This window comes from Capnocytophaga leadbetteri (genome assembly GCF_003054025.1).
Lineage (GTDB): Bacteria > Bacteroidota > Bacteroidia > Flavobacteriales > Flavobacteriaceae > Capnocytophaga > Capnocytophaga leadbetteri.
In genome coordinates this window covers 17,700-43,790 of record NZ_QBKG01000013.1, presented here as the reverse complement: position 1 = coordinate 43,790, position 26,091 = coordinate 17,700, and the positions used below count along the sequence as shown (strand labels likewise).

The 26,091-nt window shown below is 40.8% G+C and carries 25 protein-coding genes and 1 tRNA gene; 2 read left to right on the top strand and 24 right to left on the bottom strand.

The window, feature by feature from the left end; all coding sequences use genetic code 11:
* Positions 1–6: 6 nt before the first annotated feature.
* The 4 genes from C8P65_RS09540 to C8P65_RS09525 all read right to left on the bottom strand — a co-directional run bounded on the left by C8P65_RS09540 (position 7) and on the right by C8P65_RS09525 (position 3,704).
* Complete coding sequence (locus tag C8P65_RS09540) at positions 7–861, bottom strand: NAD-dependent epimerase/dehydratase family protein (RefSeq protein ID WP_107782604.1); 855 nt, start codon at positions 859–861, stop codon at positions 7–9.
* An 11-nt stretch (positions 862–872) separates the two neighbouring features.
* Positions 873–2,192: a UDP-glucose dehydrogenase family protein gene (locus C8P65_RS09535; RefSeq protein ID WP_107782603.1), complete on the bottom strand. Its 1,320-nt coding sequence runs from the start codon at positions 2,190–2,192 to the stop codon at positions 873–875.
* 141 nt (positions 2,193–2,333) lie between these two features.
* On the bottom strand, positions 2,334–3,422 hold the full coding sequence (locus tag C8P65_RS09530; protein ID WP_107782602.1) for a FlxJ family methyltransferase: 1,089 nt from the start codon (positions 3,420–3,422) through the stop codon (positions 2,334–2,336).
* 205 nt (positions 3,423–3,627) lie between these two features.
* Positions 3,628–3,704, bottom strand: a tRNA-Ile gene (locus tag C8P65_RS09525).
* A gap of 129 nt (positions 3,705–3,833) precedes the next feature.
* Between C8P65_RS09525 and C8P65_RS09520 the strand changes: the two genes are divergently transcribed.
* Positions 3,834–5,960, top strand: a complete 2,127-nt coding sequence (locus C8P65_RS09520) for a S9 family peptidase (RefSeq protein ID WP_107782601.1) — start codon at positions 3,834–3,836, stop codon at positions 5,958–5,960.
* A gap of 60 nt (positions 5,961–6,020) precedes the next feature.
* Here the strand turns inward: C8P65_RS09520 and C8P65_RS09515 are convergent, their stop codons facing one another.
* From C8P65_RS09515 to C8P65_RS09500, 4 genes are all read right to left on the bottom strand, one after another.
* Entirely contained in the window at positions 6,021–7,370 is a 1,350-nt protein-coding gene (locus C8P65_RS09515; RefSeq protein WP_107782600.1) for a UDP-N-acetylmuramoyl-tripeptide--D-alanyl-D-alanine ligase, read from the bottom strand.
* A gap of 85 nt (positions 7,371–7,455) precedes the next feature.
* Positions 7,456–9,111: a gliding motility lipoprotein GldJ gene (gene gldJ, locus C8P65_RS09510; protein WP_462675678.1), complete on the bottom strand. Its 1,656-nt coding sequence runs from the start codon at positions 9,109–9,111 to the stop codon at positions 7,456–7,458.
* A 223-nt stretch (positions 9,112–9,334) separates the two neighbouring features.
* Positions 9,335–10,369 carry an inorganic phosphate transporter gene (locus C8P65_RS09505; protein WP_009388362.1) on the bottom strand — a complete coding sequence of 345 codons (1,035 nt, stop codon included), beginning with the start codon at positions 10,367–10,369 and terminating at the stop codon, positions 9,335–9,337.
* 79 nt (positions 10,370–10,448) lie between these two features.
* The gene (locus tag C8P65_RS09500; protein ID WP_107782598.1) at positions 10,449–11,366 is read right to left on the bottom strand and encodes a hypothetical protein; all 918 of its coding nucleotides are present in this window, start codon (positions 11,364–11,366) and stop codon (positions 10,449–10,451) included.
* Between the two features lie 159 nt (positions 11,367–11,525).
* On the opposite strand from C8P65_RS09500, the gene C8P65_RS09495 reads away from it, so the two are divergent.
* Entirely contained in the window at positions 11,526–11,846 is a 321-nt protein-coding gene (locus tag C8P65_RS09495; protein ID WP_107782597.1) for a hypothetical protein, read from the top strand.
* Between the two features lie 46 nt (positions 11,847–11,892).
* On the opposite strand, the gene C8P65_RS09490 is transcribed toward C8P65_RS09495, so the two are convergent.
* The 16 genes from C8P65_RS09490 to C8P65_RS09415 form a co-directional block, all read right to left on the bottom strand.
* Positions 11,893–12,297: an META domain-containing protein gene (locus tag C8P65_RS09490; RefSeq protein ID WP_107782596.1), complete on the bottom strand. Its 405-nt coding sequence runs from the start codon at positions 12,295–12,297 to the stop codon at positions 11,893–11,895.
* A 32-nt stretch (positions 12,298–12,329) separates the two neighbouring features.
* Entirely contained in the window at positions 12,330–13,229 is a 900-nt protein-coding gene (gene cysD / locus C8P65_RS09485; RefSeq protein ID WP_107782595.1) for a sulfate adenylyltransferase subunit CysD, read from the bottom strand.
* A gap of 5 nt (positions 13,230–13,234) precedes the next feature.
* Positions 13,235–13,543, bottom strand: coding sequence for a type II toxin-antitoxin system RelE/ParE family toxin (locus tag C8P65_RS09480; protein WP_095914068.1), 309 nt, complete (start codon positions 13,541–13,543; stop codon positions 13,235–13,237).
* Entirely contained in the window at positions 13,533–13,769 is a 237-nt protein-coding gene (locus C8P65_RS09475; RefSeq protein WP_107782594.1) for a hypothetical protein, read from the bottom strand. The genes C8P65_RS09480 and C8P65_RS09475 overlap by 11 nt, the downstream gene beginning before the upstream one ends.
* Positions 13,770–13,787: 18 nt before the next feature.
* A complete protein-coding gene (locus C8P65_RS09470; protein ID WP_170069096.1) occupies positions 13,788–14,222 on the bottom strand; it encodes an energy transducer TonB in 435 nt (144 codons plus the stop codon).
* 261 nt (positions 14,223–14,483) lie between these two features.
* A complete protein-coding gene (locus C8P65_RS09465) occupies positions 14,484–16,091 on the bottom strand; it encodes an L-lactate permease (RefSeq protein ID WP_107782592.1) in 1,608 nt (535 codons plus the stop codon).
* A 96-nt stretch (positions 16,092–16,187) separates the two neighbouring features.
* Complete coding sequence (locus C8P65_RS09460) at positions 16,188–17,135, bottom strand: PhoH family protein (RefSeq protein ID WP_107782591.1); 948 nt, start codon at positions 17,133–17,135, stop codon at positions 16,188–16,190.
* A gap of 7 nt (positions 17,136–17,142) precedes the next feature.
* Entirely contained in the window at positions 17,143–17,559 is a 417-nt protein-coding gene (locus C8P65_RS09455) for a CBS domain-containing protein (protein WP_009390802.1), read from the bottom strand.
* Between the two features lie 32 nt (positions 17,560–17,591).
* Positions 17,592–17,810: a hypothetical protein gene (locus C8P65_RS09450; protein ID WP_107782590.1), complete on the bottom strand. Its 219-nt coding sequence runs from the start codon at positions 17,808–17,810 to the stop codon at positions 17,592–17,594.
* On the bottom strand, positions 17,807–18,394 hold the full coding sequence (locus C8P65_RS09445; protein WP_107782589.1) for a hypothetical protein: 588 nt from the start codon (positions 18,392–18,394) through the stop codon (positions 17,807–17,809). The genes C8P65_RS09450 and C8P65_RS09445 overlap by 4 nt, the downstream gene beginning before the upstream one ends.
* Before the next feature lie 365 nt (positions 18,395–18,759).
* Positions 18,760–19,671, bottom strand: a complete 912-nt coding sequence (locus tag C8P65_RS09440) for a leucine-rich repeat domain-containing protein (RefSeq protein WP_107782588.1) — start codon at positions 19,669–19,671, stop codon at positions 18,760–18,762.
* A gap of 20 nt (positions 19,672–19,691) precedes the next feature.
* Positions 19,692–21,026 (bottom strand): DUF4302 domain-containing protein, encoded by a 1,335-nt coding sequence (locus C8P65_RS09435; RefSeq protein ID WP_107782587.1) that lies wholly within the window; start codon positions 21,024–21,026, stop codon positions 19,692–19,694.
* 12 nt (positions 21,027–21,038) lie between these two features.
* Entirely contained in the window at positions 21,039–22,364 is a 1,326-nt protein-coding gene (locus tag C8P65_RS09430) for a DUF4302 domain-containing protein (protein WP_107782586.1), read from the bottom strand.
* A 30-nt stretch (positions 22,365–22,394) separates the two neighbouring features.
* A complete protein-coding gene (locus tag C8P65_RS09425) occupies positions 22,395–23,720 on the bottom strand; it encodes a DUF4302 domain-containing protein (RefSeq protein WP_107782615.1) in 1,326 nt (441 codons plus the stop codon).
* 5 nt (positions 23,721–23,725) lie between these two features.
* Positions 23,726–24,577: a zinc-binding metallopeptidase gene (locus C8P65_RS09420; protein ID WP_107782585.1), complete on the bottom strand. Its 852-nt coding sequence runs from the start codon at positions 24,575–24,577 to the stop codon at positions 23,726–23,728.
* Between the two features lie 23 nt (positions 24,578–24,600).
* Complete coding sequence (locus C8P65_RS09415; protein ID WP_425430562.1) at positions 24,601–26,091, bottom strand: RagB/SusD family nutrient uptake outer membrane protein; 1,491 nt, start codon at positions 26,089–26,091, stop codon at positions 24,601–24,603.

The following is a 26,091-nucleotide window of genomic DNA, read 5'->3' as shown; positions in this document are numbered from 1 at the left end:
AATATATTATAGACAATGTTTTTCCTCTTCAATAAATTCTTTTATATGTCTCTTAGCTTTCCAGCCAAGCGCTTCTGTTTTTTTAGTAACTACTTCAGCAGTCATACGGTTGCCTTTTCGCTCTGGTAGCATCTGTATCTCACCTCCAAATAAGTGAGCAATTTCTAATACCGTATAAGTCTCAGGACTACCAATGCCATACCCATCACCTTTGCCTTTTTGTCCTACTAATAGCAATCCATCAACTATATCGTCTATATGGGTAAAATTGCGCTGTTGCGTACCGGGGCTTACTACGGTCAGGGGTTCTCCTTTCTTCATTTTTTCGGTGAAAAGCGCAATAAGAGTGGCATATTTGCCTGTACGTATCTCACGCTTACCATATACATTATAAAAATATACAATAGCATACTCTAATCCATACCAATTGCCATAGTTCTTTATAAGCTCAGTATTAGACGATTTGCTCCACGCATACGGACTCTGGTCTTTTCCTAATCCCCCATCACCAAACTTAGTACTGCTCCCAGCATATACTAACTTACAATGGCGTTTGCGACAGAACTCCAATACTTTTAAGGTGCCTATCTTATTGAATAGCAACACCTTATCTATATCACCAAAACTTTGTTCTACACGCGAATATTCTCCTAAATGGTATACAAGGTTAGGTACAAAGTCAATCAATTCAAAAATATGTTCGGTACTACCTTCTATATAGGTAACGCCCTCTACGTGATTATCCCGACTACCTGTAAAATAGTTGTCTAATGAATAGACTTCATTATTAGGGTCTTTAGCTAAAGCTTCACAAAGGTTCGAACCTACAAAGCCTGCTCCTCCTGTTACTAATATTTTCATCTCACTCCTTTTTAGACACCTATTTGTATATATTCAAATCCCTTACTCGGCAGGTCAAAAGCATTGTATTGGTTGCGACCATCAAAGATTACCTTCTCTTTTAATAGCTTAGCTATCTCTCCAAAATCAGGCATACGAAACTCTTTCCACTCAGTCAATAGTAGTAAAGCATCGGCATCTTTTAGGGCTTCGTATTTACTATCTACATAGGTTACAGGTACGTCTTTTAGGTAGCATACCTTCGCCTCGTGTACCGCTTTAGGGTCATAGGCTCGTATCGTAGCTCCTCGTTTTACCAATTCCTTAATAATATAGATAGCAGGAGCTTCGCGCATATCATCAGTCTCAGGTTTGAATGACAAACCCCAAACGGCAAAAGTCTTGCCTGTGAGGTCTTCACCATATCGCTTTATCACCTTTTGAGCTATAATGTACTTCTGACGATTGTTTACATTGTCTACCGACTCTATAAGTTCTGCTTTATAGCCAACTTCTTCTGCTAATTTCTTAAGAGCTAATACATCTTTAGGGAAGCAAGACCCCCCATAACCACACCCTGGGTAGATAAAACTATAGCCTATACGACTATCAGAACCTATACCAATGCGTACCTTATTCACATCTGCGCCCACTCGTTCACAAATATTAGCTATCTCATTCATAAACGATATTTTGGTAGCCAACATTGTATTGGCAGCGTATTTAGTCATCTCAGCCGAACGAATATCCATTGTAATCATTCGGTCGTTTTGCATATAAAACGGATTGTAAAGCTCTTTCATCTTCTTGAAAGCGTATTCACTATCCGCTCCTATAACCACGCGGTCAGGCTTCATAAAATCTTCAATAGCCTTACCTTCTTTCAAGAACTCAGGATTTGACACCACGTGAAATTTATAATTCACTCCGCGTTTGTCTAAAGCGGCTTGCACAGTAGCACGTACTTTATCTGCAGTTCCTACTGGCACGGTTGATTTATCAACTATTATAAGTTCACCTTGCATCGTTTCGCCTATAGATTGGGCTACCGAAAGCACGTATTGCAGGTCGGCTGAACCGTCATCACCCATAGGGGTACCTACCGCTATAAAAGCTACTTCAGCCTCTTTAATAGCTTCAGCAATATCAGTGGTAAAGAAAAGCGTTTTACGAGCTATATTGCTCAGTACCATTTCTTCTAATCCAGGTTCATAAATAGGAATAACACCTTGTTTAAGTTTCTCTATCTTCTGAGTATTTACATCCACACAAGTTACTTTATTACCCATTTCAGCAAAACAAGTACCTGACACTAAACCTACGTAGCCTGTACCAATAACTGCTATATTCATTTATCGGTATTATAAAAAAATTTGCGACAAAGATACATACTTTAGTGCATATTTCATAATTATAATAATACTTTTGTAAAAAAATAACAATTCAATATGTATAACTAACTAATAATCAGAATAATAGATGTATATATCTTCTTATCGTTTCACTTTAAAAAGTGTATGACTATTACCACTACCAAGGTGGTCATAAATAGCCTCTACTTTTAATCCTGCTTTCTCTACACAATCTATCATATCTTGAGAGTAGTACATCTTGCTATTGCCGTTTGCCATAACTGTAAAGTACACACTTATCTGAGTTAGACAATAAGCTCCTGTTTCGTGCTGCTGCCTATCCCAATAGGCTTCGAGTATATACAAGCTACTATCAGCAGTCATCGCCGCCGCCGCACGCTTTAGTATGCTTGTTACCTCTTCAGGCGAAAAACAGTCTAAAAACTGACTCATCCATATCACATCAAAACCTGTAGGGAAAGGCACTGCAGGGTCTAGTAGATTAGCAGGGTAAGCATAAATACGGTCTGCTCCTTTTTTGCCCTTTATATGTTCTTGCATAAGGCTGAGTTGTTGGGGCAAATCCATAATGGTCACTTGCACTTTAGGATTGAAATCAACACAGCACAGCGCAAAGCGTCCCGTATTGCCACCTACATCTAAGAGGGTATGCACTTCCTCTTTGAAAATGAGATTTAGGGCATCGGCAAAAGAGTAATCGGAATAATAATGGTCAAAAGCAAACCATTTCTGTTGTGCCTCAGCGGGCAACTTTGAAAGTCCTTCGTAGATAGTAGGCCAAGAACCAAAGACTTTTAGACCTGCTGGTTTGCCTTCTATAAGAGCCTCCTCTAAATGGTTCAACCCTAAGTAGCACACCTCTTGCACAAAGTCCATATTCACCTGCGTAGTCTTGTCGCGCAGTAAAAACCAACCTGCTTTGGTTAGCAAAAAGCGGTCATTGTGCACTATCACTGTGCCTATTGATAAAGAGGCTTCTAAGAGTATTTGCACCGCATAAGCACTCAACTTAGTAGCTTCAGCTATTTGGGTGAGAGTGAGCCCTTCAGAAGTTTCTGATAAGACACTAAAAACGCCGAGTTTTACCATTAACCGCGACACTTGAAACGCAATAGGAGCAAACGCAATCTGCTGAGCCAAACGTTGTGCCTCAAGGGCTGACTGCTGTTCGGTGGTATATCGTTTTTCTAAATCAGGTGTTAAGTTCATTTTTTAAGTTTCTTAAAAGTGCCGCAAATGTAGTTAGAAGTTAGCAAATAAGCAAATCAGTAAATTGACTACCTCACCGAAGGATAAGCGAAGGATGAGCGAACAATAAGCGAACAATAAGCGAACAATGAACGAAGAAAAGTAGGCAAAACACTAATTAAAAAAGGCTATCGCATATTTGCGATAGCCTTTTCTTTACCCCTTATGGTGGTCCCAGTTGGGCTCGAACCAACGACCCTCTGATTATGAGTCAGATGCTCTAACCAGCTGAGCTATGAGACCCTGTCTTTATCTTTTAAGACGGCGCAAAAGTAATACTAATATTTGATATGTGCAAATTTTATTTATATTTTTTTTGCATAATAATATCTTTTACGTACCTTTGCCTCTGTTAATTAACAGTTTATCATTATGAAAAAATTACTGTCGGCAGCCTTATTTTCGCTGCTTATTTTCCCCTTTTGGGCTCAAAACCGCCCGCTTTCGGTAGCTGAAGCTATCTATTACGCTGTCAGAGATGATAGCCAACCAATGGGTTACCGTAGTCTTTTACCCGAAACCCTTAGATATCTACAATGGGTGAATGGCACTCAGCACTATCTCTATGCCAGCGATACTGCTTACGAAGTCTTCGATGTGCAGGGTAAAAAAATAACCTCTTTCGGGGCAGCACCTTACTCTTCTATTGAGTATATTGATAAAGATGAAGTTGTGTTAGCAGTTGATAATAAATACCAGCGATATAACTATCACACCCAACAGACTATAGCTGAAATCAGTCTGCCTGAAGGGGCTGCAAACAATGACTACGATCCTAAAAGCAAATCTATAGCTTATACTCTGAAAAACAATCTGTATATAGCTAACGAAACAAACCCTAAAATAGCTATTACTGCCTTTACTGACCCCAATATCGTTGCTGGAGGGGTTATCCATAGAAATGAATTTGGCATCCAAAAAGGTACTTTCTTCTCGCCTAAAGGCTCTTTGTTAGCTTTTTATCAGAAAGATGAAAGTCGCGTTGCCGACTATCCTTTGGTAGATATTACCACTACCCCTGCTGCCCTCAAGGCTATCAAATATCCTATGGCAGGACAAGGTAGCGAACAGGCCGCAGTAGGGGTGTATAATCTGCAAACTAAGAAACTTATCTATTTAGATATTGATACTAAAGATGAACATTTCTTGACTAACCTCGCGTGGAGTCCTGATGAAAAGTACCTCCTTTTAGCTGAAATAAACCGCGAGCAAAATCACTTTGCCCTAAACCGCTATGATGCTACTACAGGTAAAAAAGTGAATACTATTTTTGAAGAAAGCAACCCAAAATGGGTAGAACCAGAAAATCCAGCTGTCTTCTTGCCTACCTCTAACGATGAGTTTTTATGGCTTAGCGAGCGCGACGGGTTTATGAATGTATATCATTATAACACCAATGGAAAACTGATAAAACAGCTCACTCATTTCCGCTGGGTGGTACAAGATATTTTAGGTTTCGACAGCAAAGGCGAAAACTTCTTTATCGTAGGAACAGGGGCAGACCCTCGCGAGAAACAATGCCTAAAAATAAACCTCAAAAATCCTAAGAAAATAACAGCCCTCACCACTACCGCTGGGACACACAAAGTGCAATTAAGCTCTGACGGAAAATACTTATTAGACACTTATTCGAGCATAAGCATCCCTAAGAATATCGACCTTATCAATACTGAAAAAGGAAGTGCCAAACGATTGCTAACGGCTCCTAATCCGTTAGAAGGTTTTGCTATAGGCACTCCTGAACTACTCACCCTAAAAGCAGACGATGGCACTACTCTCTACGCCAAAATGCACAAACCTCAGAACTTCGACCCTCAGAAGAAATACCCTGTACTTATATATGTGTATGGAGGCCCTCACGCTCAGGAAGTTAAAAACTCTTGGGGAGTAGGTTCGTACCTATGGTTATCAGCTTTTGCTCAAAACGACCAGTATATTGTCTTTACTCTCGACAACAGAGGAAGTGAAAATCGCGGTTTTGCTTTTGAAAGCGTTATACACCGCCATTTAGGAGATTATGAGATAAAAGACCAGTTGGCAGGAGTAGCTTATCTGAAGAGCTTGCCTTATGTCGATGCAAATCGTATAGCAGTACACGGTTGGAGCTTTGGAGGGTTTATGGCTTCGAGCCTACTCACTCGTCACCCTGAAGTATTTCGCACCGCTGTGGCGGGGGGAGCCGTTACTGACTGGAAATATTATGAAGTAATGTATGGCGAACGCTATATGGATACCCCTCAAACAAACCCAGAAGGGTATGAAAACAGTCGTGTAGGTAAATACCTTGACGGACTTAAACGTCCTTTGCTTTTTATTCACGGTAGTGTAGATGATATAGTAGTGCCTCAACACCTAATGAGCCTTACTAAAGAATCGATTAGCAAGAATGACTTTATCGAGATGTTTTTCTACCCTATGCACGCTCACGGAGTAAGCGGTCTCGACCATATCAACCTAACTGAAAGAATCATCGACTATATCAAGAAACACAATCAGTAAAATTTATCAATAAAAAAAGGCTGTCCAAAACTTCGGACAGCCTTTTTTTGTTATCTGTAATTAACCATTTGTTATTAACCGTTCAAGAGCCATTCCTCTTGAGCCTTTGATGAGGATGAGGCTATCGGTAAAAGTGAGTTGCTTAAATGCTTCTTGAAATGCCTCAAAAGTTTCATACTGCGCATAGGGACTCTTAGTTTGTGCAAAATGCTGACCTACTAAATAAACGCCTTCCCATTGGTGAGGGGTGATACTATCTACTATCTGTTGGTGTTCAGCAGCAGCATAGTCGCCTAATTCGAACATATCGCCCAAAATAAGCACTTTCTTAGTGAAGTTAGGCATCGTCAGTACATTATGTATAGCCGCTGCCATACTGCTAGGGTTAGCATTATAGGCATCGAGCAGTAGCGTATTAGTACCCCACACCATTAACTGACTTCTATTATTATGAGGAACATACTTCTCTACCCCTCGTTTAATTGCAGTTGCAGGCAGTCTGAAATAACGCCCAAAAGCTACAGCCGCTGCTATATTGTTGAAATTATAACTGCCCATAAGATGCGAAACAGCTGTTGTTGCCCCTGAAAAACCTTTGATAGTTGTATCTATATAAGGGAGGTCTTTAGTAGCTGGTTCTTCCGTTTGCAATACTGCCCCCTCGCTAAAACATATACTCACAGGCTGCACTGCTACGCACGCTACCGGTACATTCACCTCATCGGTTGTGCCAAAACTATAAACATTGGCATAGCCCTCTACTAATGACTGCTGCAAGGTGTCGCCTGCATTATAAATGATAGTCTTTTGGTGTGCCTTTAGGTAGTCGTACAGTTCTGCTTTTGTTTTGATGACACCTTCAAAAGAGCCAAAGCCTTCTAAATGTGCCTTGCCTATGCTAGTGATATACCCATAGTCAGGTTCAGCAATACGGCAAAGGTCTGCTATCTCGTGTGGGTGGTTAGCGCCCATTTCCACAATAGCTATATCGGTTTCAGGTTTGATAGAGAGCAAGGTTAGCGGTACCCCTATAGCATTATTAAGGTTACCTTCAGTAGCCACTACCTGCATTGCCTCGCTCAACACTGACTTAATGAGCTCTTTAGTAGTAGTTTTGCCATTACTACCCGTTATACCTATGATGAGGGTTTTGAGTGTTCGACGGTGATAGTTAGCCAACTCTTGAAGTGCTAAAAGCGTATCGGGCACTAATAGAGTTCTCTCATCTATCTGATAGGCAGGGTCATCAATCACAGCTAATGCAGCCCCCTTATTTAATGCTTCTGCCGCAAAGGTATTGCCATCAAAAGAAGCCCCTTTCAGCGCAAAGTAAATACTATTCGGAACTATCTTGCGCGTATCGGTACAAACGCCTGCTGAAGCTATAAATCGCTGGTAAAGTTCTTTCATTTCTCGTGTTTTATATTTATAAAAAACGCTGCAAATATAATCATTTTGCAGCGTTTTCAAATTTTATGTATCAATTTTTTATTCGTTATCCACGAGGAGTACGATGATTTGTCTTAGATTTTGAACCTACACGACTCATAGCATTGCGGAATCCGATATAGTCTGTCGCAATATACTGAGGTAAGTAACGGCGTTGTGCTGGGTCAATCCAGAAAGCGCGGTCTCTCCAAGAACCTCCTTTAAATACACGTACTTCATCATCAATAAGTGAGGTACGGTCGTTAGAAGTATCGTAATCCTTACCGTTAAGCTCGGTTCCTGGTTTTTTAGGTTTAGGAGCGTTGTACATAGAGTTAGTATACTCTGAACCTGGAGAGCCTAAATCATTTTGGTTGCGGAACTTACGTGTAGAGGCTTTATCACCATCGTTATAGCTACGGTTATCAGAGTGCGTAAAGTTATAACGTAGGTAAGTTTCGTTTGAATCTACTGGTACAGTAGCTAAGTTACCAGGAAGGTTACGAGCTATTATCTTTCCGTTGCTAAGAGTATCGTATTTAATAGTCTCAGGGGTAACTACTACTTGCTTACCATCTTCGCCTATAGCGTGTTTCATATATACGTTACCACGATAGATGTTGAAGTCTGATATTTCATCATCTATGATAGGACGATATACGTCAGCTACCCATTCTGCTACGTTACCAGCCATATCATACAAACCAAAGTCATTGGGCGGATAAGTTTTAACAGCTACTGTTATATCACCTTTATCATCAGACCAACCAGCTAATCCACCGTAGTCACCTTTACCTTGTTTGAAGTTAGCCATTTGCTCACCACGTGTTCTACGTTGAGTAGAGCGAGTGTATTGGCTATTCCAAGGATATTTTTTACGACCTTGTAGTGAGTTGTATTCGCGGATACCATTTAGAGCCTTGGCTGCGTATTCCCACTCAGCTTCAGTAGGAAGTCGGTACTCAGGTAGTAAGATACCACTTGTTTGCTTAGCATAAGTCATTTGTCCGTCTTTACCACTAGCTTTTTTACCTCCCATTTCTCCTTGTATTTTACCACCATAGGTTTGTGAAGGAGTGTTTAGGTAAGTATCTGTGCTAAAAGTACTAGTAGCATCTACTTGGTAGCGAGCATCTTTAGCAAGGTAACCATCGCGTGAAAGGATAGCCTCGTTCACACGGTCAGTACGCCAAGCACTAAATTGCACTGCTTGTACCCAATTTACCCCTACTACAGGATATTCAGCAAAAGCAGGGTGACGCAAATAGTTAGCCACCATTGCTTCGTTAGCACTTAGAGGGCTTCTCCATACCAATGTATCAGGAAGAGCACCTTTATAGATGTTCTTATATTGCTCTTCTTCTGGAGGAAAAACGCGTTTTAACCAATCGAGGTACTCCATATACATCTTATTGGTTACTTCGGTTTCGTCCATATAGAAAGACTGTACGTGTTGTTGGGTAGGAATGTTGTTCCAATCGTGCATTACGTTGTCTTGCACTTGCCCCATTGTAAAGGTACCTCCCTCTATCAACACAAGTCCTGGTCCTGTTTCTTGGTCTTTAAAGTCAGTATTATACTGGAACCCTCCCTCTTTGGCGTTGATTTTCCAACCAGTCGCACTAGAGATGTTCTTATCACCTTTACTCTTGCCTCCACAGCCTACTAATAGCAAGCCAGTAAGAGCCAAGCAAACAGGAACTTTTAATAAACTTCTTTTCATAGTAAAAACACTTGTTAGCATAAAAATTCGGGCGCAAGATACTACTTTTTTTTAATATAGTATCTTCCTTTCACTATTTTAACGCTATATTTAATATTATTTTTTTACAAACTTTGTTTTATACGGCTGTAAATCAGCTATATACAATTATATTTTGCCTCGCATTTTTCTTGAGTAACTAAAGCAAAATACGCTACATTTTAACAATTCTTTAAGTCTTCTATTAGAGCATTTTGAGCATATCAGCCAAAAAAATGAGCAATAGCGACAAGAAAAAAGAGATAATAGGGGCTATCATCCACATAGTGAAAAAGCGCTTCACTTGCGTTTTTCTGAATATATTTTTATGCCCCATTTTGGCAACACCTATCCCCAATATAGCTGCTACATTCACCTGTACCAAAGAGGTAGGTATCCCTTTGATGAGTGATGCCAGAAGCAGTAAGCTACCCGATATAAAAGCGATAATTACCGCTTCGAACTTACCAAAAAGAATAATCTCTTTACCAGTGTTCTTTAATATTTTATGTCCGAAAAGCGATGCCCCTATACCAAAACAAGGTGCTACTACAAGAGTGGCAAGCATCAGTATAACTATATGGTCGCTCTCGCGTATGTTGAGCTCGTTGATAGTCATCGTGTAGAGAGGGCCTGCCGCATTGGCTACGTTATTAGCCCCTATCGCAAATGATACGTAGACAGCCATCACCACTAACACTATATCCCAAATATGCTTTCTGTTCTCATTCTGAGCGCGCTGTATGGTAAGTCCGCGTCGCCGCATAGGCTGGTAGATGTATTTTCCGCAGAAATAACTCAAAAAATAGGATATAACAGGCAGTATGAACCACGCAGGGATAATCTCAGCAAAAAGCACTTGCGTATCGAGCTTACCGAAATATACCGCAGGGGCTGCCAAAGCTAATACGGCAGCTTGGCTGGTAGACTGTGGTATGCCTGATATATTAGAAATCAGCATTGTAACAGCTATAGAAAACAAGGCAATCGATACGACCATAAAGGTCATATACTCCGATGGCAAAATGCCACTACCCATAGTGCCTGCTGTCTTTTTGCCTGCCAAAAACGCCCCTACAAACACTACTATACCAAATAACCCTGGGATAATCGACTTGCGGATAACATTAGCCCCGTAAGCAGCCGAGAATGCAGGTGCTGTACCACTCCCCCCCATAGTGATAGCCAATGCCATCGCTGTGATAAAAGGAATTAATAGTTGATTATATATAGGAGTCATCTGTTCTTATGAATGTTCTTGGTAAAAACGTCCGGCAAAAATACAAAAAAATTGACAATAAACAACTAAGAATTGATAATTAACGCGATTTTATCATTTTCGTAGCAAAAATAAAAATAAGGACTACTATGCCGCCCATTACCCACCAAAGCAACTGTTTGTTGTCTGTCTTTTGAGTAGTAGGGGTAGCCGTATGAGGGACTGTAGCAAGAGATTGCTGGTCGGTGATTTTGCCAAAAGTGACACTAGTAGGGTGGGTAGGAATATCTTTAGGGAAATAGGTGATGTCGTACACAGGAGCGTAGTCTCCCATTTTGCCATAAGCCAAATAATAGGTATAGTCGGCACTACCAAAGCGCGCCTTGAGGGTATAAGGCACTGCACTGACTACTATCTCATCTATAGGTAGGGGCTGATTATCAGCATTATCAATAATTATCTGTATATATTTAATGAGTTGGGTGCGGAAGTAGAACGCATTGGGCGTTTTAGAGCTGAGCACATCAGAGAAAAGCAAGGTACTGTCCTCATAATAAGGGTCACTTTCTTGCGAAGAGCTATAGCGTTTGAGCACTTTTACTTTTCTGAAATAATCGTAGTTGGCATTGATAGTAAAAGCTATTTTGGAGAGCCGCAACGTATGGGGTAGCGCAATGCTGATAAGGGTTTGCTTCTCTTTTTTGAGCTGTTGTACATTGAAAGGCACTGATAGCTTTTGGGCTACACTATCGGTATATGAAGTGCGCGACTCAGTATTGATATAGTTAGTCTTATCGATACTATAGGGCACCTCGATAGTGTCGGTAGCCGATACGCCATAAATACGCAGGTCGTCATAGCCGCTCTCTAAGTGCTGAAAGACGGTACTCGGTAGGGAAAGCTGATGCCAATGGTTGGGTTGCACCCCTTGTAGCTCCTGACGATAATGGTAACTTTTGAGCTGCGCTTGCCCTTGTGATATGCATAAAAAAGCTAAAAACAGATATAAATACTTCATAAGTATGTGTTTTTCGGCAGCAAATATAAGGATATCTTGTCAATTAAACCAAACAAACAAGAAAATATCTGTGTAGAATTATATAGCTCAAGCGAAGGATGAGTGAACAATAAAGTTTCCTCAATTTAGGTCTTAACCCCTCTCACCTTGCAGGCAACGATGGCATACGCGAGCTGTCAATATTCGCAACTGCTATTGGCTTTAGCGGTAAATAGTGCGAGTTATGCCACTACTGCTACAAGTGTAATCTACCTATTGAGAAAGCTGCTACAGATACAAAACGAAGGTTTCAAAGCCATACTAGTACCCCCAAGCAAAACCACTGCTATAGACTACCGTGACTATTTAATGAAAGAGTGCAAACTCGACTGTGAAGAACCCGAACTGATGATAGTAGTAGATAAGTTCCAGTTAGATTTACTTATCAACCATATTTATAGTAAACGAAATACGGGTATTACCCGTATTTCGTTAAGTTAAGTACATACTACTAATTCAACATTATCAAAGATTAAGATTATTATCTTTATCTTTGGGTACTTTTTTCAAATGTTAAAAGCTCTTGTCCTTGTGCATCTAAGAGCACTAATTGTTTTTGTGTTATATGGTAAGCTTTTACCTTTTGTATTTCAGCGTGAAATAAGTCAGGTTGCTCCATATTTTCGCATAACATTAGAGAGGTTGCCAAGTCACTTAAAATAAGCTCCTTGTCCGTAGCTTTTTCAATCATACCCATAAAGGTATTGCAGCCGTCATTGCCATTTACCTTTTTGTCCTTTAGGTTTAGTTGTAATACGGTACCCGTAGCAGCGGGTTTGCCATCGATATGGGTTAGCTGCCAACTGCCTTCTAAGGCTTCTGGAGAGGAACTGCTGCAAGCGCTAAGTGTAACTACTACGGTGCTCCACAATAATAGTTTAATCTTTTTCATTGGTATAACGTTTTATTTGTTTTCTATACTCTTTAAAAATATCCGCCTTTTTTGCGGTCTTCCATAGCGGCTTCTGTTACTTTGTCGTCTATACGGGTTTCGCCACGCTCTGAAATGCGAGAGGCTGTGATTTCGGAAACTACCTCTTGTAGGGTAGCGGCATTGCTCTCTACAGCCGCTGTACAAGTCATATCGCCTACAGTACGGTAGCGTACGCGCTTGGTAAGGATAGTATCACTCTCATCTATTTGTATAAAAGGGGATACTGCTATTAGTCTGCCTTCGTGCTCAATAACCTCGCGGTTGTGGGCAAAATAGATAGAAGGAAGTTCGATATTTTCCTGCTCGATATAGCTCCATACGTCCAACTCTGTCCAGTTAGAGATAGGGAATACACGTACGTTTTCGCCTTTCTGTATGCGTCCGTTGTAGATGTTCCACAGCTCAGGGCGTTGTAGCTTAGGATCCCACTGACCGAACTCGTCTCTTACGGAAAAGAAACGTTCTTTGGCACGTGCTTTTTCTTCATCGCGGCGGGCACCCCCTATGCAGGCATCGAAGTGAAATTCTTCGATGGTATCTAATAATGTATGGGTTTGGAGCCAATTGCGCGAAGCAAACTTGCCTTTGGGCTCTGTCAGTCCTTTAGCTTTAATAGTGTCTTCTACTTGGCGTACAATAAGCTCGGCTCCTATACGTTTGGCCAAAGCATCGCGGTATTGTAGTGCTTCAGGGAAGTTATGCCCTGTATCGATATGCACCAAAGGGAAAGGTATTTTCATTGGGGCAAAGGCTTTGATAGCCAAGTGTACAAGGGTAATAGAGTCTTTTCCGCCACTAAACAGTAGGGCAGGACGCTCGAACTGCGCTGCTACTTCGCGCATTATATAAATACTTTCAGCTTCTAATTGTTTTAAATGTTCTTTACTCACGGTTTTTATTCTTTATACCTCACTCTTCTACTTGTATGTAGAATGTTTATTATTGTAATCGCTGTAATTTTTCTTTTAGGAGTTATCCTTACTATATAAAAGATGCCATAAGGGAATACTTTAGTAAAACAAACTCTAATTTCTTTATATCGCTTAGCAAATAGATAAGGGTTGTCTCTTATATATTCAAAACACTTGCTAATTTCTTCAAAGAAACGTTTAGCAAGAGTTTCATCAATATCAGTATAATAATCTAATATTTTCAACAGATTTTCCTCTGCTTTTTTACTGATTTTGAATGTATCAGAAGCCATATCTCTGTTTGATTTTAAATTTCAATACATCCCAATCTTCTGCTTCATCAGTAAGTTCTAATTCTCTTAGACTTTCATCTAAAATCTCTTTTTGCCAGTCAGTAATCTCTTGAGTGTTATTTAAATCGGCTTTTTCAAAACGCCATTCATTATAGGCTTCTATGGGAATAACGGCTAAGATATCATTCCCTTGAGCATCTTTAATATATTGTGCATTTGCGTTCATAATTTACCAAATTAAATATTATTGTTGCAATTTAAAATTGATAGGGTATATGCCCTTTACGGCTATGGGTTCGTTGTTATGATTTTTAGCAGGGCTAAATGTTGGCAAGGATTCAAAGATGCGTCTGCCTTCAGCTGCCAAGATAGCTTCTCCTTCTACCTTTTCTACAATAATCTTGCCATTCTTGTCAATGAGGTAATGGACTAATACCTTACCTTGAATGTTTTTCTCTATAGCCTCTTTTGGGTATGAGAAAGCAAGCATTACTTTTCTATCAATACAATTGGCAAACAGGCGTTTATCTTCTCCTTTTTCGTAAGTAAGATTAGCATTTTCGCATAAAGGGAATTGTTTTACTTCATCGCTTTTCAGGTCGATAACTTTGGTTTGGGCTCGCATTGCAAAAGAAAAAGCTACCCATAGTATCACGATAAAATATCTTGTTTTTGCCATATTCATTAAAAAATAGCCTTAATAACTTTTTTCTTTATCTCTTCAAAATAAGGACTCTTGATATATCCTATTTTCCGAAGTATATCTCTTGTTGTATTTCCTGAGATAATATGACATTTCACATAACTCTGTCCAAAAACTTCAAAATTATGTTGCCTTTTACAAAGGACAAAGGTACTACTTTTTTAGTAAATAACAAAATAAAAATAAAAGCGTTGCTTCTATCACAGAGCAACGCTTTCTTTGTTGTTAATAAAATATTTAGAATAATAGAGGAATGACTAAGTAGGCTACTAGGGCGGCTATCACCCCGTAGATGAACATCGGTACTGCCGTGGTTTTAATGATGCGTCCTTCGGCCTTGTCTATGCCCAATACTGAGCAAACGGCTATGATATTATTGATACACACCATATTACCCATAGCTCCTCCTACTGATTGTAGGGCTAAAATAAGCGGTACTGATATGCCTGTAGCATTGGCTACAGAGTACTGCACTGCCCCGAAAGTAAGGTTGGATACGGTATTAGAACCTGAGAAAAATGCCCCTATGGCTCCGAGGTAAGAGGCAAACATCGTCCAATACTCGCCTGTAGCACTGGCTAACCCTCTACCTATGATTTGCACCATTGAGTTCTCACCCCCCATTAGCATCACATTCACCATAATAAGTGCCCCTACTAAGGCTAAAAATGGTTTTTGTACTTGCTTGAAGCTGGCTGTGAATAGACTCTGAGTGTTCTTCCACTTCAGAGAGAAAATAGGGATAGAAATAAGCACCGTGATAACGAAAGGAATAAGTGCTGGTACGTACAACATCTTATAGCTTGCCGCTTGTGTGGTGGTGAAAATATCGGTGAGTGAGAAGATAAGTCCTTTGCTGAGGTGGAAGTTACCAAGGTAACCTAAATGGAGGCTGAAAAGCTCTGAACTATCATTGAGCATAGCTTTGAATGGCAATTGCTGAATGCGCGTGATAGCCAAAATAATAATAAGCGAGGCAGTAGGGAAGAGGGCTTTTAGCAACTGAGGAGTACTCACTTTTTCTTGATGTACCTCGCTCTCTTCTTTTACTTTTGATAGCCCAATGCCTTTGCTAGCTACGCCTACTGAGATGAATAGCCCTATAGCCCCTCCTACTAAAGAAGGGAACTCGTAGTTAAACCACGCGATGGCTACATAAGGCAATGTACAAGCTAGTATGCTGATGATGATAAACAATAAGTTCTGGCGTATTTGTTGCCACGATACGATAACGCGCAAAGCTAATATAGGTATTATTAGCGAAGCGAACAAATGCACTACTGAGGTAATCTGCCCGATTTCTGACAGCTGCCCGTCGTTTATATACCCTTTGTTAATAAGCTCGCCAAAGCCGAACCAAGTGGGGGTACCTACTGCCCCAAATGATACTGGCACAGAGTTCATAATAAGCGCCAAAATAGCTACTTGTAGCGGTTTGAAACCTAAGCCCACTAATAGGGGGGCTGCAATAGCGGCAGGTGTACCAAAACCACTTGCCCCTTCAATCATAAAGGCGAATGCCCAGCCTATAATCATCAGTTGGGCTACAGGATTTGGGCTGATATTACCCAACCAACGGCGCAATACGTCCATTGCTCCTGTCATTTCCATCATTCTATTGAAAAGTACCGCCCCAAAAATAACGGTAATAGGGGTCATTACCGAAATAATAGCTGATATAAAGTTAGCATTTAATTCTAAAAACGAGCCGTCAAAATAAGTAAGGTGAATAATGTATACTAAGCCCGCAATTAGTGGCAAGGCTACGTATGAGGGCAAAGCATTGCGCTTTACCATTAGGTAAATAAGTAGTACAATAGGTAGTACACTTAGAATTAAATCCATAACATTGATTTTCTTTAATTTTTCTTTCCGAGCGCAAAGATAGCGCTTTTTTTATAAAAAGCAAGCATAACGAAAGAAAAAATTATTATATCAATATTATTGATTGTTTTCAGCTGTTTTATAAGCATCGATGATACTACGTACTAAAGGGTGACGCACCACATCTTTATCGTCTAAATGTAGGAAGGCAATTCCTTTTACATTTTGCAGTATGAGCATTGCCTCTTTGAGACCTGATGATACTTTGCGCGGTAAGTCTACCTGCCCAGGGTCGCCCGTAATCATAAACTTGGCATTGCGCCCCATACGGGTAAGGAACATTTTCATCTGGGCGTGGGTGGTGTTTTGCGCTTCATCGAGTATTACGAAAGCATTGTCGAGCGTACGTCCGCGCATAAAGGCAAGGGGCGCAATTTCGATAATGCCAGCTTCGATGAAGGCGTTGAGCTTTTCGTGAGGTATCATATCGCGCAAAGCATCGTAAAGGGGCTGCATATAGGGGTCGAGTTTTTCTTTTAGGTCGCCAGGGAGGAAGCCTAAATTCTCGCCCGCCTCTACTGCAGGACGGGTTAGGATAATCCGTTTTACTTGTTTTTCTTTTAGCGCTTTTACCGCCAAGGCTACCCCTACGTAGGTCTTGCCCGTACCGGCTGGTCCTATGGCAAAAACCATATCGTTTTTGTGCATTAGACTGACCAATTTGACTTGGTTTTTGGTTTGCGGGCGTATTACTTTGCCGTTTACTCCGTGCACAATAATGTCGGTTTCGCTTTCTTTTTCGCTATTTTCACTCTCGGTGGTCGATAGGATACTATCAATAGCTCGGTGGTCGAGGCGATTGTACTTAGTGGTGTAGGCTATGAGTTTTTCGAGTTGCTGTTGAAAGTCAGCTAAAAGGTGCTCTTCGCCAAAAGCGATAAGTTTGGTGCCTCGGGCTACTATTTTGAGTTTAGGGAAGAGGGTACGTATATGGTTGATATTGGTATCGTCTTCGCCATAAAAAAGCTGCGGGTTGACGTCTAAGTGTAGGGTAAGCTCGTTCATCAATTTTTTAGTATTGTTCTAATAAATATTTGATAAGGTCGGTGGTGGTGACTAAGCCTACGAGTTTTCCATTCTCGACTACGGGTATAGAGTGGAAGCTCTGTTTGGCAAGGATTTCGGCTACTTCTTTGATAGAGGTATCGGCGGCTACCGTCAGAGGAGTTTTAGCCATTATCTGTGGTATGGTGTACATATCGTACACTACTGAGGTTACTTCGTCTTCGCCGTCAGTCATATCAGCAAAACTGATGCGCAAAAGGTCGGAATAGCTAACAATGCCTATTATTTTATCGCCTTCGACTACTGGAATGTGGCGAATGTTGTGCTTCTTGAAAAGGCGTTCGGCATCGTAAAGCGATTGCGTAGGAGTAAGGGTGATAAGCTCCTTGCTCATAATCTGTGATACGGGGACTCTTTGTTTCATATTAGTTTTTTTTAGTTATTAGTCGTTAGTTATTAGCTTGCTAAGAGTTTGCTATGGTCTTCGCTTATTTTGCGGTAATAAGGGAGGTCACCAACTTCGTCAATTCTTCTATTAACATCGTCTTCCTCCATATCACCTTCTTCTATATCGACTTCTTCAAACCCGCAAGAAAGAGCTAAATTATAAAGCTCTTCGGGGTCTGCTTGACTGAAGTATCTATCTATTATTTCTTTTACTTCTGAAAATTTCATACTATTGCTCCTTTTTTTATTATTTTGTTGAACTTAATGTGTTTTTGAGGGTTGTAAACAGAACAAATAGTGCAGTTGCACGTTCTAAGTTCAATTTTATTAACCCTTTCATTTTTAAATTTAATGTAAAAATTACCTTTTATTACATCAAAAGAAAAGATGTTAGCTTTTCTTGCCCAGTTTAGTAAAAGTCCGTCATAGAATTTTAATCCCCTTTTTCTATTTCTTTGCACATTCTTTATCAAATGCAGAAAATTCTCTGCTAAATAAAGTAATGTTTTTATGCCATCGGCAGTGGTTAAGTCTAAAAAGTTTTCTTCTTTTACCTCTATTTTAGAGGCCATAACGGTATATTGGTTATACTTATACTTTTTAGTATCGTTATCCCAAGACTGGGCAATAGCCCATTTTTCAGCGAGCTCAATGGCTTTTTCGGCATTAGTAAGCACACTTTCTACGAAAAAGTAAACGCCATCTCCCAACCAGTGTGTATCTCCTTCTGATATTTGGTAATTGTCACTAAGTATTGTATGAGTATTAGCAAAATCTGTTCCGTGATAGCCTATTAAAGAAACTTCGTTCATAATTGGTTGTTAGTTATTAGAATGGTGCAATTGTTTTTTGCCCTACAAAGATACAAAATAAAAATGAATTGGCAAATAATAATTCAATAAAAAAATTATCAAAGGGGAGAAAGTGAAATGCTGTGCGTAGTATATTTTTCTGCTTTGAGGCGGATTAGTAGACGTTTGTACTTGGGTGGTTTTTTCGGTTATTCTTCAGTCTTCCTGTATCGTTCCTATATCCTTCCTATATTGTTTGTATAGGGGAGGGGTGAAAGAAAAATATTCTAAAGACGAGAAACTAAAGACAAAAGACGAAATGCGAGAGGCAAAAAAAAGACGAAGCTAAAAGTATGGCTTCGTCTTTGGTCTGTTGGATTTTGTATTTAAAAATCGGTTTCTTCGATGCTGCTGAATTTGTCTTTCCAAAAGGCTACAGCTTCGTATTTGGCTTTGCTTCCTTTAGGGACGTATAGCACTCGGTTAGCGCCTGCTACTTTACTAGGGAAGGTGTTGCGGAATACTTTTGGAGGCTCTGTAGCGGCGATACGTAGGCTTGCTAACTGACGACAAAAGTTAAAGGCACTAGCTCCTATCTCAGTAGTTTGAACAGGTAGGCTAACGCTCTTTAGTTCGGCACAATTAGCAAAGGCTTCTTTGCCTATCTTTAGCGGACTGCCCTCTACCCCTGTGATAGTAACTGTTTTGACTGAAGCATTAGACTGAAAGGCTCCTATACCGATACTCTTTACTCCCTCTAGGTTGATGTACTCTACCTGTTGGCAGCTATGAAAAGCATTATTGCCAAAAGTCTCTACGCCTTTGGTAGTGACAGAGATAAACTCGCCAAAACCTTTGAACACGTTGTCGCCTACGGCTTTTACACCTGTAAGCACCAAATGGGTGTCGTCAGCAAAATTGTGGCGATCGGAGTGGGTGATGGTTTCACTCTCAACACTATAGAGTGCTTTTACGCTTACTGTTATTTCAGCTTTTTGCTGGCTCTTGGTATCGACTACGGTTACGGTAGTAGTGCCGGTGGCTACGCTGGTGAGCTGTAGCGTATTGCTTACCACCTCTAGACTAACGATAGGTAGTGCCGTGGTGGCGGTATAGCTACCTGAACCTGCGGTAATGCCTACCGACTGGGTGCTGCTAAGGGTAGTGAAACTAACCGTATTGGTAGCCACGCTTAGATTGTCATAGTGGGGGGTAGGAGTGGGGTTCTCTCCTCCTTTATCGTCTTTGCCGCAAGCTACAAGGGCTGCAGCGCATAAAAAGGTAAGTATTTTCTTCATTTTGAATAAGGTTTAAAAGATTATCTGTTAGGAACTGCAATAGCAGGGAACTTGATAGGTAAGCTATAACTTTGGAATAGGTAGGTGTCGAATCTGTTACCATATTTGGTTTGTAGGTTCTTCACATACAGTCCGTTGCGGCTAAGGGCTAAGATAGCATAGATGGCTTGCTGAGCTTTGGCGTAAATAGCACTGTTTTCGGCAGCTTGCCAAATAGCCATATTGCTTGAGCTTAGGTCTCTTAGCGGGGTGTCGATAAAGAGGCGTTTGTCTCTTAGGGAAAAGGTAGATACCGAATAAAGACTTGCTGCTGTACCATTAAAATTGTATTCTACAAAGATACCGCAAATTCCCCTTTGGAAAATGATGTCGATGCGGCTAAAAGACTTAGTATCATCGATTTTGAACACGGTGTTATAGAATAGGTCAGAGGTTTGTGGCGCCTCTTTTACATAGCTGTTGAGCAGCACTAACTGGCTGATATTGTTGAGCTCGGCATAGTCGTTGCTGAGCTGATCGGGGGTAGGGTTACGGGTGAACCTTATCTCAGCAGTAACGTTCTCGACGGTAGCAATATAGCGCGCAGGTGAGGCATTATTGTCCCAAGGCAATTCGGTGAAAGTCTTGCCTTCAATCTCTAATGGAGGATTGAATTTGAGTCCTTCAGTAGTAGGGAGTACGCCTGTTTTTAGCACTTTGCCGCTATTGCTTGTAGAGGTAAGGGTTAGATACCTATGCGATAGTGATAGGCTGTAATTCTCGACATTGCCATTAGCGGTTACTTTGAAATAGTGCCTAATGGGTTCGCTCTCTAAAGCCTCTATGCTTCCCCAAAGGTTTTGCATAGTACTCCACTCTTGGGCGGTAGCAGGTTCGAAATACACGAACTGTTCGGTATCTTTGCGCTGGGTACGGAACTTGAGCTTATTGCCCTCTTTGCCGTAGTAGATGAACTGAAATTCGCCTTCTAAACCCTTACCATTCAAATCGCTTGGGTTTTGAGGGTCAGCCAACTTATGGATATGGTTATAGGTAGAGAATACCAATAGGGTGCCTTGCGCCTCTTGTATAGTATATTGACTTTGGGTAGAGGTGAACTCTTCGCCTATATCGGAGGTCATTTCGACCCTTCCGTTTCGGTCGAACTTCATCAGTAAGGTATAGCCCCCGAATGTTTCGCTATTAGTAAAATAGGAGAGCTTCCACCCTTGCTCAGAGGCAGTAAGGGCTGCAAGGAGTTCGTTTTTGTTTTGCTCAAAACGTTCAGCAGGTGTTTTGCCAAAGAGGTCTTCGGGTTCGTTCTTCTGGCAGCTAACAAAGGTTGCTAAAAAAAATAAAAATAAAATCTTCTTCATAGTGTAAATATGCTATAGAGGTACTCCCCAAGCAGGGAAGGTATACAAAGGATACTCGTGGCTTTGTAGGTAATATACAGGGTTGTCGGTAAGAGGTTCGATAACTATATCTTTTTTCTTGATATAGTAGCCTTGTACGCCCAAGCTGTATACAGCCCCTAACGCGCGTTTTGCTTTCTCTAAAACGGCAGCATTCTTTGCGTCATTCCAAGCAGTGGCATTGCTTGATCTTAATCGGCTATCTAAGTTTTTGAGGTAAAGACGATTGTTTTTCAACTCATATTCGCAATTTACTTGAATGATAGAGAAACCGCTTCCGGCGAAAATATGACCTATTTGTATTTCGCATTCTCCTGCATCTACGAAGTTGATTTTAAGCATAAACAAGTCGATGCTGTTATTTACCTTTAAAACATCTTCATAGAAAGTTTTAGACATAAACTTATTGTTTTTGAAGTGTTGCGTCATTATAGACAATCCTTCGATGCTTGTATTGATATCTCTGTAATCATTAGAACTTAAGAACTCTGGGCTTATTGAAGAAAAGAATAAGCTGGCGGTAACCCCATCGACTGTAGCACTGTAGGTAGGAGTAACGGTACCCCCACTGCGGGTAAGCGAGGTGAAGCTCTTGCCTTCGATAGTAAGAGGGCTTAAGAAAGCGATACCTTCTTGAGTAGCTGCTACAGGGGCTTTGATGTTAGTATCCTTTAGGGCTAAGACTCTGCTATCAAAACTCACATTGTAATAGGTAACTGACTGTGTGGCCGTTGTTACCTTTAGATAGTAATAGTCAGTAAGTTTTGTTATAGGGTTGAGGTTAGCAACGAAAGTATCAATATTTGACCAATCATTAGCGGTAGCGGGCTCGAAAACAAGGGTAGGTTTGCTGCTCTTCAATAGGTTTAGAAACTTGAGGTTGTTGCCCTCTTTGCCTGCGTATTGAAATTGGTATACCTTGCCCGATAAACCATTAGCGGCGTTGCCTTTGATGGCATCGGCTAATTGGTGGAGGTAGTTTTGCCCTATAAAGCTTAATACAAGAGCCCCATTTTTTTCTTGGGTGCTGTAGCTAGTAGCTGTAGGGGTAGTAGTTGATGAGATGTCGGAGGTCATAGTAACGGTACCGTCATCGCCAAACTTCATCAAAAACTGATAGCCCCCTGTAGAACCATCTTCGGCTATATAGGTGAGTTTCCAGCCGTCTTTATTGCTAGTAAGCTCGTTTTGTAAGGCTTTATTTTGCTCTTTTCTGTCCTCATCTTGAGAGGTGTCGTCATCGTTTTTTTGGCAACTTGCCAGTAGGGTAAGTGCAGCTAAGAATAGTATTTTTTTCATAGCAATAATTTTTTAAGGTTATAAAAGCTATTATTTATCTATACCGAGGAATGGTGCGATGTACTCAGGGGCGCTAAAACTTTGTAATCTGTAGAGTTTATAGCCTGAGTAGGTACCACTACTCTTCACATAGAAGCCTCCAGCCCCGAGGTCTAATATTTTTTGTATTAGAACTCTACCTTTGGCAAGAATAGCTGCATTTTGAGTTCGTCTCCAACTGTTTTGTACGTTTAGAGGGGTAGGATTGTTTAAATACAAGCGTTTGTTGTTAAGCTCATAGTTACAATCGAGGTAAATCCAAGAGTTTCTGCTATCGCCGTCGAACTTGTATCCTACTTGTATAGAGCAAGTGCCGTCATCTTCGAAATCTAATCTAAAGATGGCGAAGGTTTTACCCCCTCCGAGCTCGAGAAGTTCTTTGAACGTATCAGACATCAAAGGATGGTTTACCATAGGGTTTGGCACTATCACTAAACCTGATATGCTGGTGTTAATATGCTTATAATCATCGTTTATAAGCTCTTGAGGTGGCACTAATGAATAGCTTAGCTTGGCAGTAGTACCCTCGACAGTAGCCTTATAGGTAGGAGGGTTTGTGCTGTTATCTCTGACTAAACCGGTGAAGTTTTTGCCGAGAAGGCTAAGAGCCGGCTCAAAAGCGATTCCGTTATCGGTAGGCACCACATTGGCTTTTACTGTTTCATTCCCTGTAATTGATTTTAACGTTAGGAAGCGGTGTGCAAAGCTCATTTCATAGCCTGTACTGGTAGCGGTATTGCTAACGGTAAAGAAATAATTATCGGCATTGTCTTCGATGAGGTTGATATTTTCGCCCCACGTTTCTACATTAGCCCAATCATTGGCAGTAGCAGGCTCGAAATACACAAACTGTTCGGTATCTTTTCGCTGGGTACGGAACTTGAGTTTGTCGCCTTCTTTGCCGTAGTAGATGAATTGGAATTCGCCCTCTAAGCCTTTACCATTCAAATCGCTTGGGTTTTGAGGGTCGCCCAGCTTATGAATATGGTTATAGGTTGAAAATACCAATAGGGTACCTTGTGCTTCTTGTATGGTGTACTGGCTATTGGTAGGGGTGTAGCTACCCCCTATATCAGAGGTCATAGTGACGGTGCCTTCGGCAGAGAACTTCATTAGGACATTGAAAGTACCGAACTTCTCTTTATTGGTGGCATAGGCTAACTTCCACCCTTGCTGAGGTGCCGTAAGGGCAGCGCGCAATTCGCTTTGGCTTTGCTCAAAACGCTCAGAGGGCGTTTTGCCAAAGACATCGTTAGGTTCGTTCTTTTGGCAACTGACTAAAAGAACGAGTATAGAAAGGAATAATAATTTTTTCATAGTCATTACTGTTGTATTTTACGTTGTACTTCAGCTTGTAGTTCATAGAAATCGATATTCCATTCGCTTTTGAAATAATTCACTACGAATGCCTCTTTTTTGCGCAAAGATTCTTTTGCAGTTGCACTGGTGATAGCGTTTATTTTGGTATCCCAAGCAGTTTTGCCCATTATAAGCATATGAGCGGTCATCTCGGCAAAGTCCTCGATGTTATTAGCACGAGCGTAAGCGCTGATGAACCCTAATTCTAAGGCTTCGGCATCAGTATGGTTGTTCCACACAGCCGTGTAGCCTGTAGGGGTAATCTTAGCGAACTCATCACTATAAGGCTTTTTCTGATTGATGATGTGGCAATATTCGTGGTGCACAGTATGGAAGTACTCGCGCACTCTATCGCGGTCGGTTAGGTCTATTTTATCTACCCCAAAAAGGGCTATCTTCATACCGCTATCGGCAAAACCTAAGGTGATAGTACCATTCTCCTCATTTACTAACCAGCTACCGACAAGAGATATTTGCCGAGGAGCAGCGCCTTTGATAAAGTCTTCGCCTGCTATTCTGTTGTAAGGGTCTATCCATATTCTTTTTAGCTTTTTGAGTATGGGTATAACATTGCTTTCGGTAGCGGGATAAAGATACTTTTTTTGATTTTCGTTGCTGAAATCATTATCTACAAACTTATAAAGTACTCCTACATTATAAGGTTTTTGGATACTATCATATATATACTGCTCAATATTATTTTTGGTATGAGCTGCTGGCTCTTCGATTACACTCTTTTCGGTATCGAGTGCTTTTTCTTTTTGGCAAGCTGTAGTTAGTGCTACAGTCATTGCTAATATATATATCTTTTTCATATAGTTGCTATTTTATAAGTTTGTTATCTTGGGTTAGCGGTAAGCCCTTGCTTTATAGCGTAGTCGGGCAATTGTAGTTCGCGTCTTGGGTCGTTTTTAGGTAACTCGATAGTAGCCCCATCTTTGAGGTGGGTAATCTTCATACCGAGGCGTTTGTTATCGAACCAACGGAGCCCCTCGAAAGCGAATTGTACACGGCGCAAATCTAACAAGCAAGCTAACCATACACGTTGGCGAGAGTTAAGAGTATAGGCAGGGTCGAGATCAGTGCCTTTGCCGTTGTATTTGGTTTCTATCACACTCTCGGTAAGACGGCTATTATTGAAGTCAGCTTCTGTTTTGACAGGCAAGAATACTTTTAGATCATCTAAGAACTTAGTGTATTCGTTTTTCATCAAGTAGGCTTCCATACGGTTTAGGATAACTTCGTCATACGATAGTAGGGTAACCATAGTATGAGGGACACCTGTTCCTGCTGATACATTCATATCAGTATAATAAGGTTGGAATTTTAGCAGGTTTTGGTTATTGACAGTAGCACCATATACGGTATAAGCCCAACTTAAATTTAATGGGTGAGTACGCGCATTGATAATTTGGTTGTTCATCAAGTCGTAAGTCATACCGTATTTGTTAGAAGTCTGTCTGAATTGATACTGAGAGAGTACGCCCGCTATCAACAGGTTAGACACTTCGGCACTGCTGCTGTTTTGTTCGCGTTTTTGCAAAGCTGTAAGGGACTTTTGTTGCACCTTTTCATTGCGCAATTTGCTTTGAGGATTGCTGCCCAAAATCGCGTCGGCGTGCTCGATAACTTTATCCCAATCACCTTTGTATAGGTAGAAACGAGTGGCAAAAGCGTGAGCCGCTTCTTTAGTAAAGTGGAATTTGGGTTTGCTGTACTTAGTATTGTCAATCAAAGGTAAGCCCTCATTAAGGTCTTTTTCGATAGCGTTATAAAAAGCCTCGAGCGATATGCGTTTGTATTTGCCAAACACTACAGTTTCGGGCTTATCAACATAAGGTAAGCCTAAATCGGTAGCCGCTGTAGCTGGATTGAAAGGTTTGCACCACAAATATGCTAACATAAAGTGAGCATAAGCACGCGCTACTAAAGCTTCGCCTTTTAGAAATTTTTGAGTGTTGCCTCCTTTCATCTGTTCGAGTGACGCTAAGGCTTGGTTAGCAGAAGCGATGGCATTATAAGCGGCTGTCCAATAGAATACTGGGGTATCGCGTGTGGTTTCGTTGCTTCCTCTCCAAGTATACAAGTCGGTGTTGAGGGGGCTTGATTCGGGTAGGGTAACCTTATCGCTAGCGTTATCGCTCATAGTTTCGGCTATATCCATATATAGTCCGTTAGGGTAAGCACTTACTAACAGCTCTTGAACCTCTTCGACCGTGTCTATTTCAGTACGGTTGTCAGGCAATTCATCTAAAAATTTATCGCAAGAACTTAAGCCAAATAAGCTTAAACTTACTAAAGGTATATATATCTTTTTCATTGTTAGCAT

Coding starts and splice junctions, on each gene's coding strand:
- C8P65_RS09540 (WP_107782604.1), bottom strand. CDS start 861: ATGAAAATATTAGTAACAGGAGGAGCAGGCTTTGTAGGTTCGAACCTT.
- C8P65_RS09535 (WP_107782603.1), bottom strand. CDS start 2,192: ATGAATATAGCAGTTATTGGTACAGGCTACGTAGGTTTAGTGTCAGGT.
- C8P65_RS09530 (WP_107782602.1), bottom strand. CDS start 3,422: ATGAACTTAACACCTGATTTAGAAAAACGATATACCACCGAACAGCAG.
- C8P65_RS09520 (WP_107782601.1), top strand. CDS start 3,834: ATGAAAAAATTACTGTCGGCAGCCTTATTTTCGCTGCTTATTTTCCCC.
- C8P65_RS09515 (WP_107782600.1), bottom strand. CDS start 7,370: ATGAAAGAACTTTACCAGCGATTTATAGCTTCAGCAGGCGTTTGTACC.
- gldJ (WP_462675678.1), bottom strand. CDS start 9,111: ATGAAAAGAAGTTTATTAAAAGTTCCTGTTTGCTTGGCTCTTACTGGC.
- C8P65_RS09505 (WP_009388362.1), bottom strand. CDS start 10,369: ATGACTCCTATATATAATCAACTATTAATTCCTTTTATCACAGCGATG.
- C8P65_RS09500 (WP_107782598.1), bottom strand. CDS start 11,366: ATGAAGTATTTATATCTGTTTTTAGCTTTTTTATGCATATCACAAGGG.
- C8P65_RS09495 (WP_107782597.1), top strand. CDS start 11,526: ATGGCATACGCGAGCTGTCAATATTCGCAACTGCTATTGGCTTTAGCG.
- C8P65_RS09490 (WP_107782596.1), bottom strand. CDS start 12,297: ATGAAAAAGATTAAACTATTATTGTGGAGCACCGTAGTAGTTACACTT.
- C8P65_RS09480 (WP_095914068.1), bottom strand. CDS start 13,543: ATGGCTTCTGATACATTCAAAATCAGTAAAAAAGCAGAGGAAAATCTG.
- C8P65_RS09475 (WP_107782594.1), bottom strand. CDS start 13,769: ATGAACGCAAATGCACAATATATTAAAGATGCTCAAGGGAATGATATC.
- C8P65_RS09470 (WP_170069096.1), bottom strand. CDS start 14,222: ATGGCAAAAACAAGATATTTTATCGTGATACTATGGGTAGCTTTTTCT.
- C8P65_RS09465 (WP_107782592.1), bottom strand. CDS start 16,091: ATGGATTTAATTCTAAGTGTACTACCTATTGTACTACTTATTTACCTA.
- C8P65_RS09460 (WP_107782591.1), bottom strand. CDS start 17,135: ATGAACGAGCTTACCCTACACTTAGACGTCAACCCGCAGCTTTTTTAT.
- C8P65_RS09455 (WP_009390802.1), bottom strand. CDS start 17,559: ATGAAACAAAGAGTCCCCGTATCACAGATTATGAGCAAGGAGCTTATC.
- C8P65_RS09450 (WP_107782590.1), bottom strand. CDS start 17,810: ATGAAATTTTCAGAAGTAAAAGAAATAATAGATAGATACTTCAGTCAA.
- C8P65_RS09445 (WP_107782589.1), bottom strand. CDS start 18,394: ATGAACGAAGTTTCTTTAATAGGCTATCACGGAACAGATTTTGCTAAT.
- C8P65_RS09440 (WP_107782588.1), bottom strand. CDS start 19,671: ATGAAGAAAATACTTACCTTTTTATGCGCTGCAGCCCTTGTAGCTTGC.
- C8P65_RS09435 (WP_107782587.1), bottom strand. CDS start 21,026: ATGAAGAAGATTTTATTTTTATTTTTTTTAGCAACCTTTGTTAGCTGC.
- C8P65_RS09430 (WP_107782586.1), bottom strand. CDS start 22,364: ATGAAAAAAATACTATTCTTAGCTGCACTTACCCTACTGGCAAGTTGC.
- C8P65_RS09425 (WP_107782615.1), bottom strand. CDS start 23,720: ATGAAAAAATTATTATTCCTTTCTATACTCGTTCTTTTAGTCAGTTGC.
- C8P65_RS09420 (WP_107782585.1), bottom strand. CDS start 24,577: ATGAAAAAGATATATATATTAGCAATGACTGTAGCACTAACTACAGCT.
- C8P65_RS09415 (WP_425430562.1), bottom strand. CDS start 26,091: ATGCTAACAATGAAAAAGATATATATACCTTTAGTAAGTTTAAGCTTA.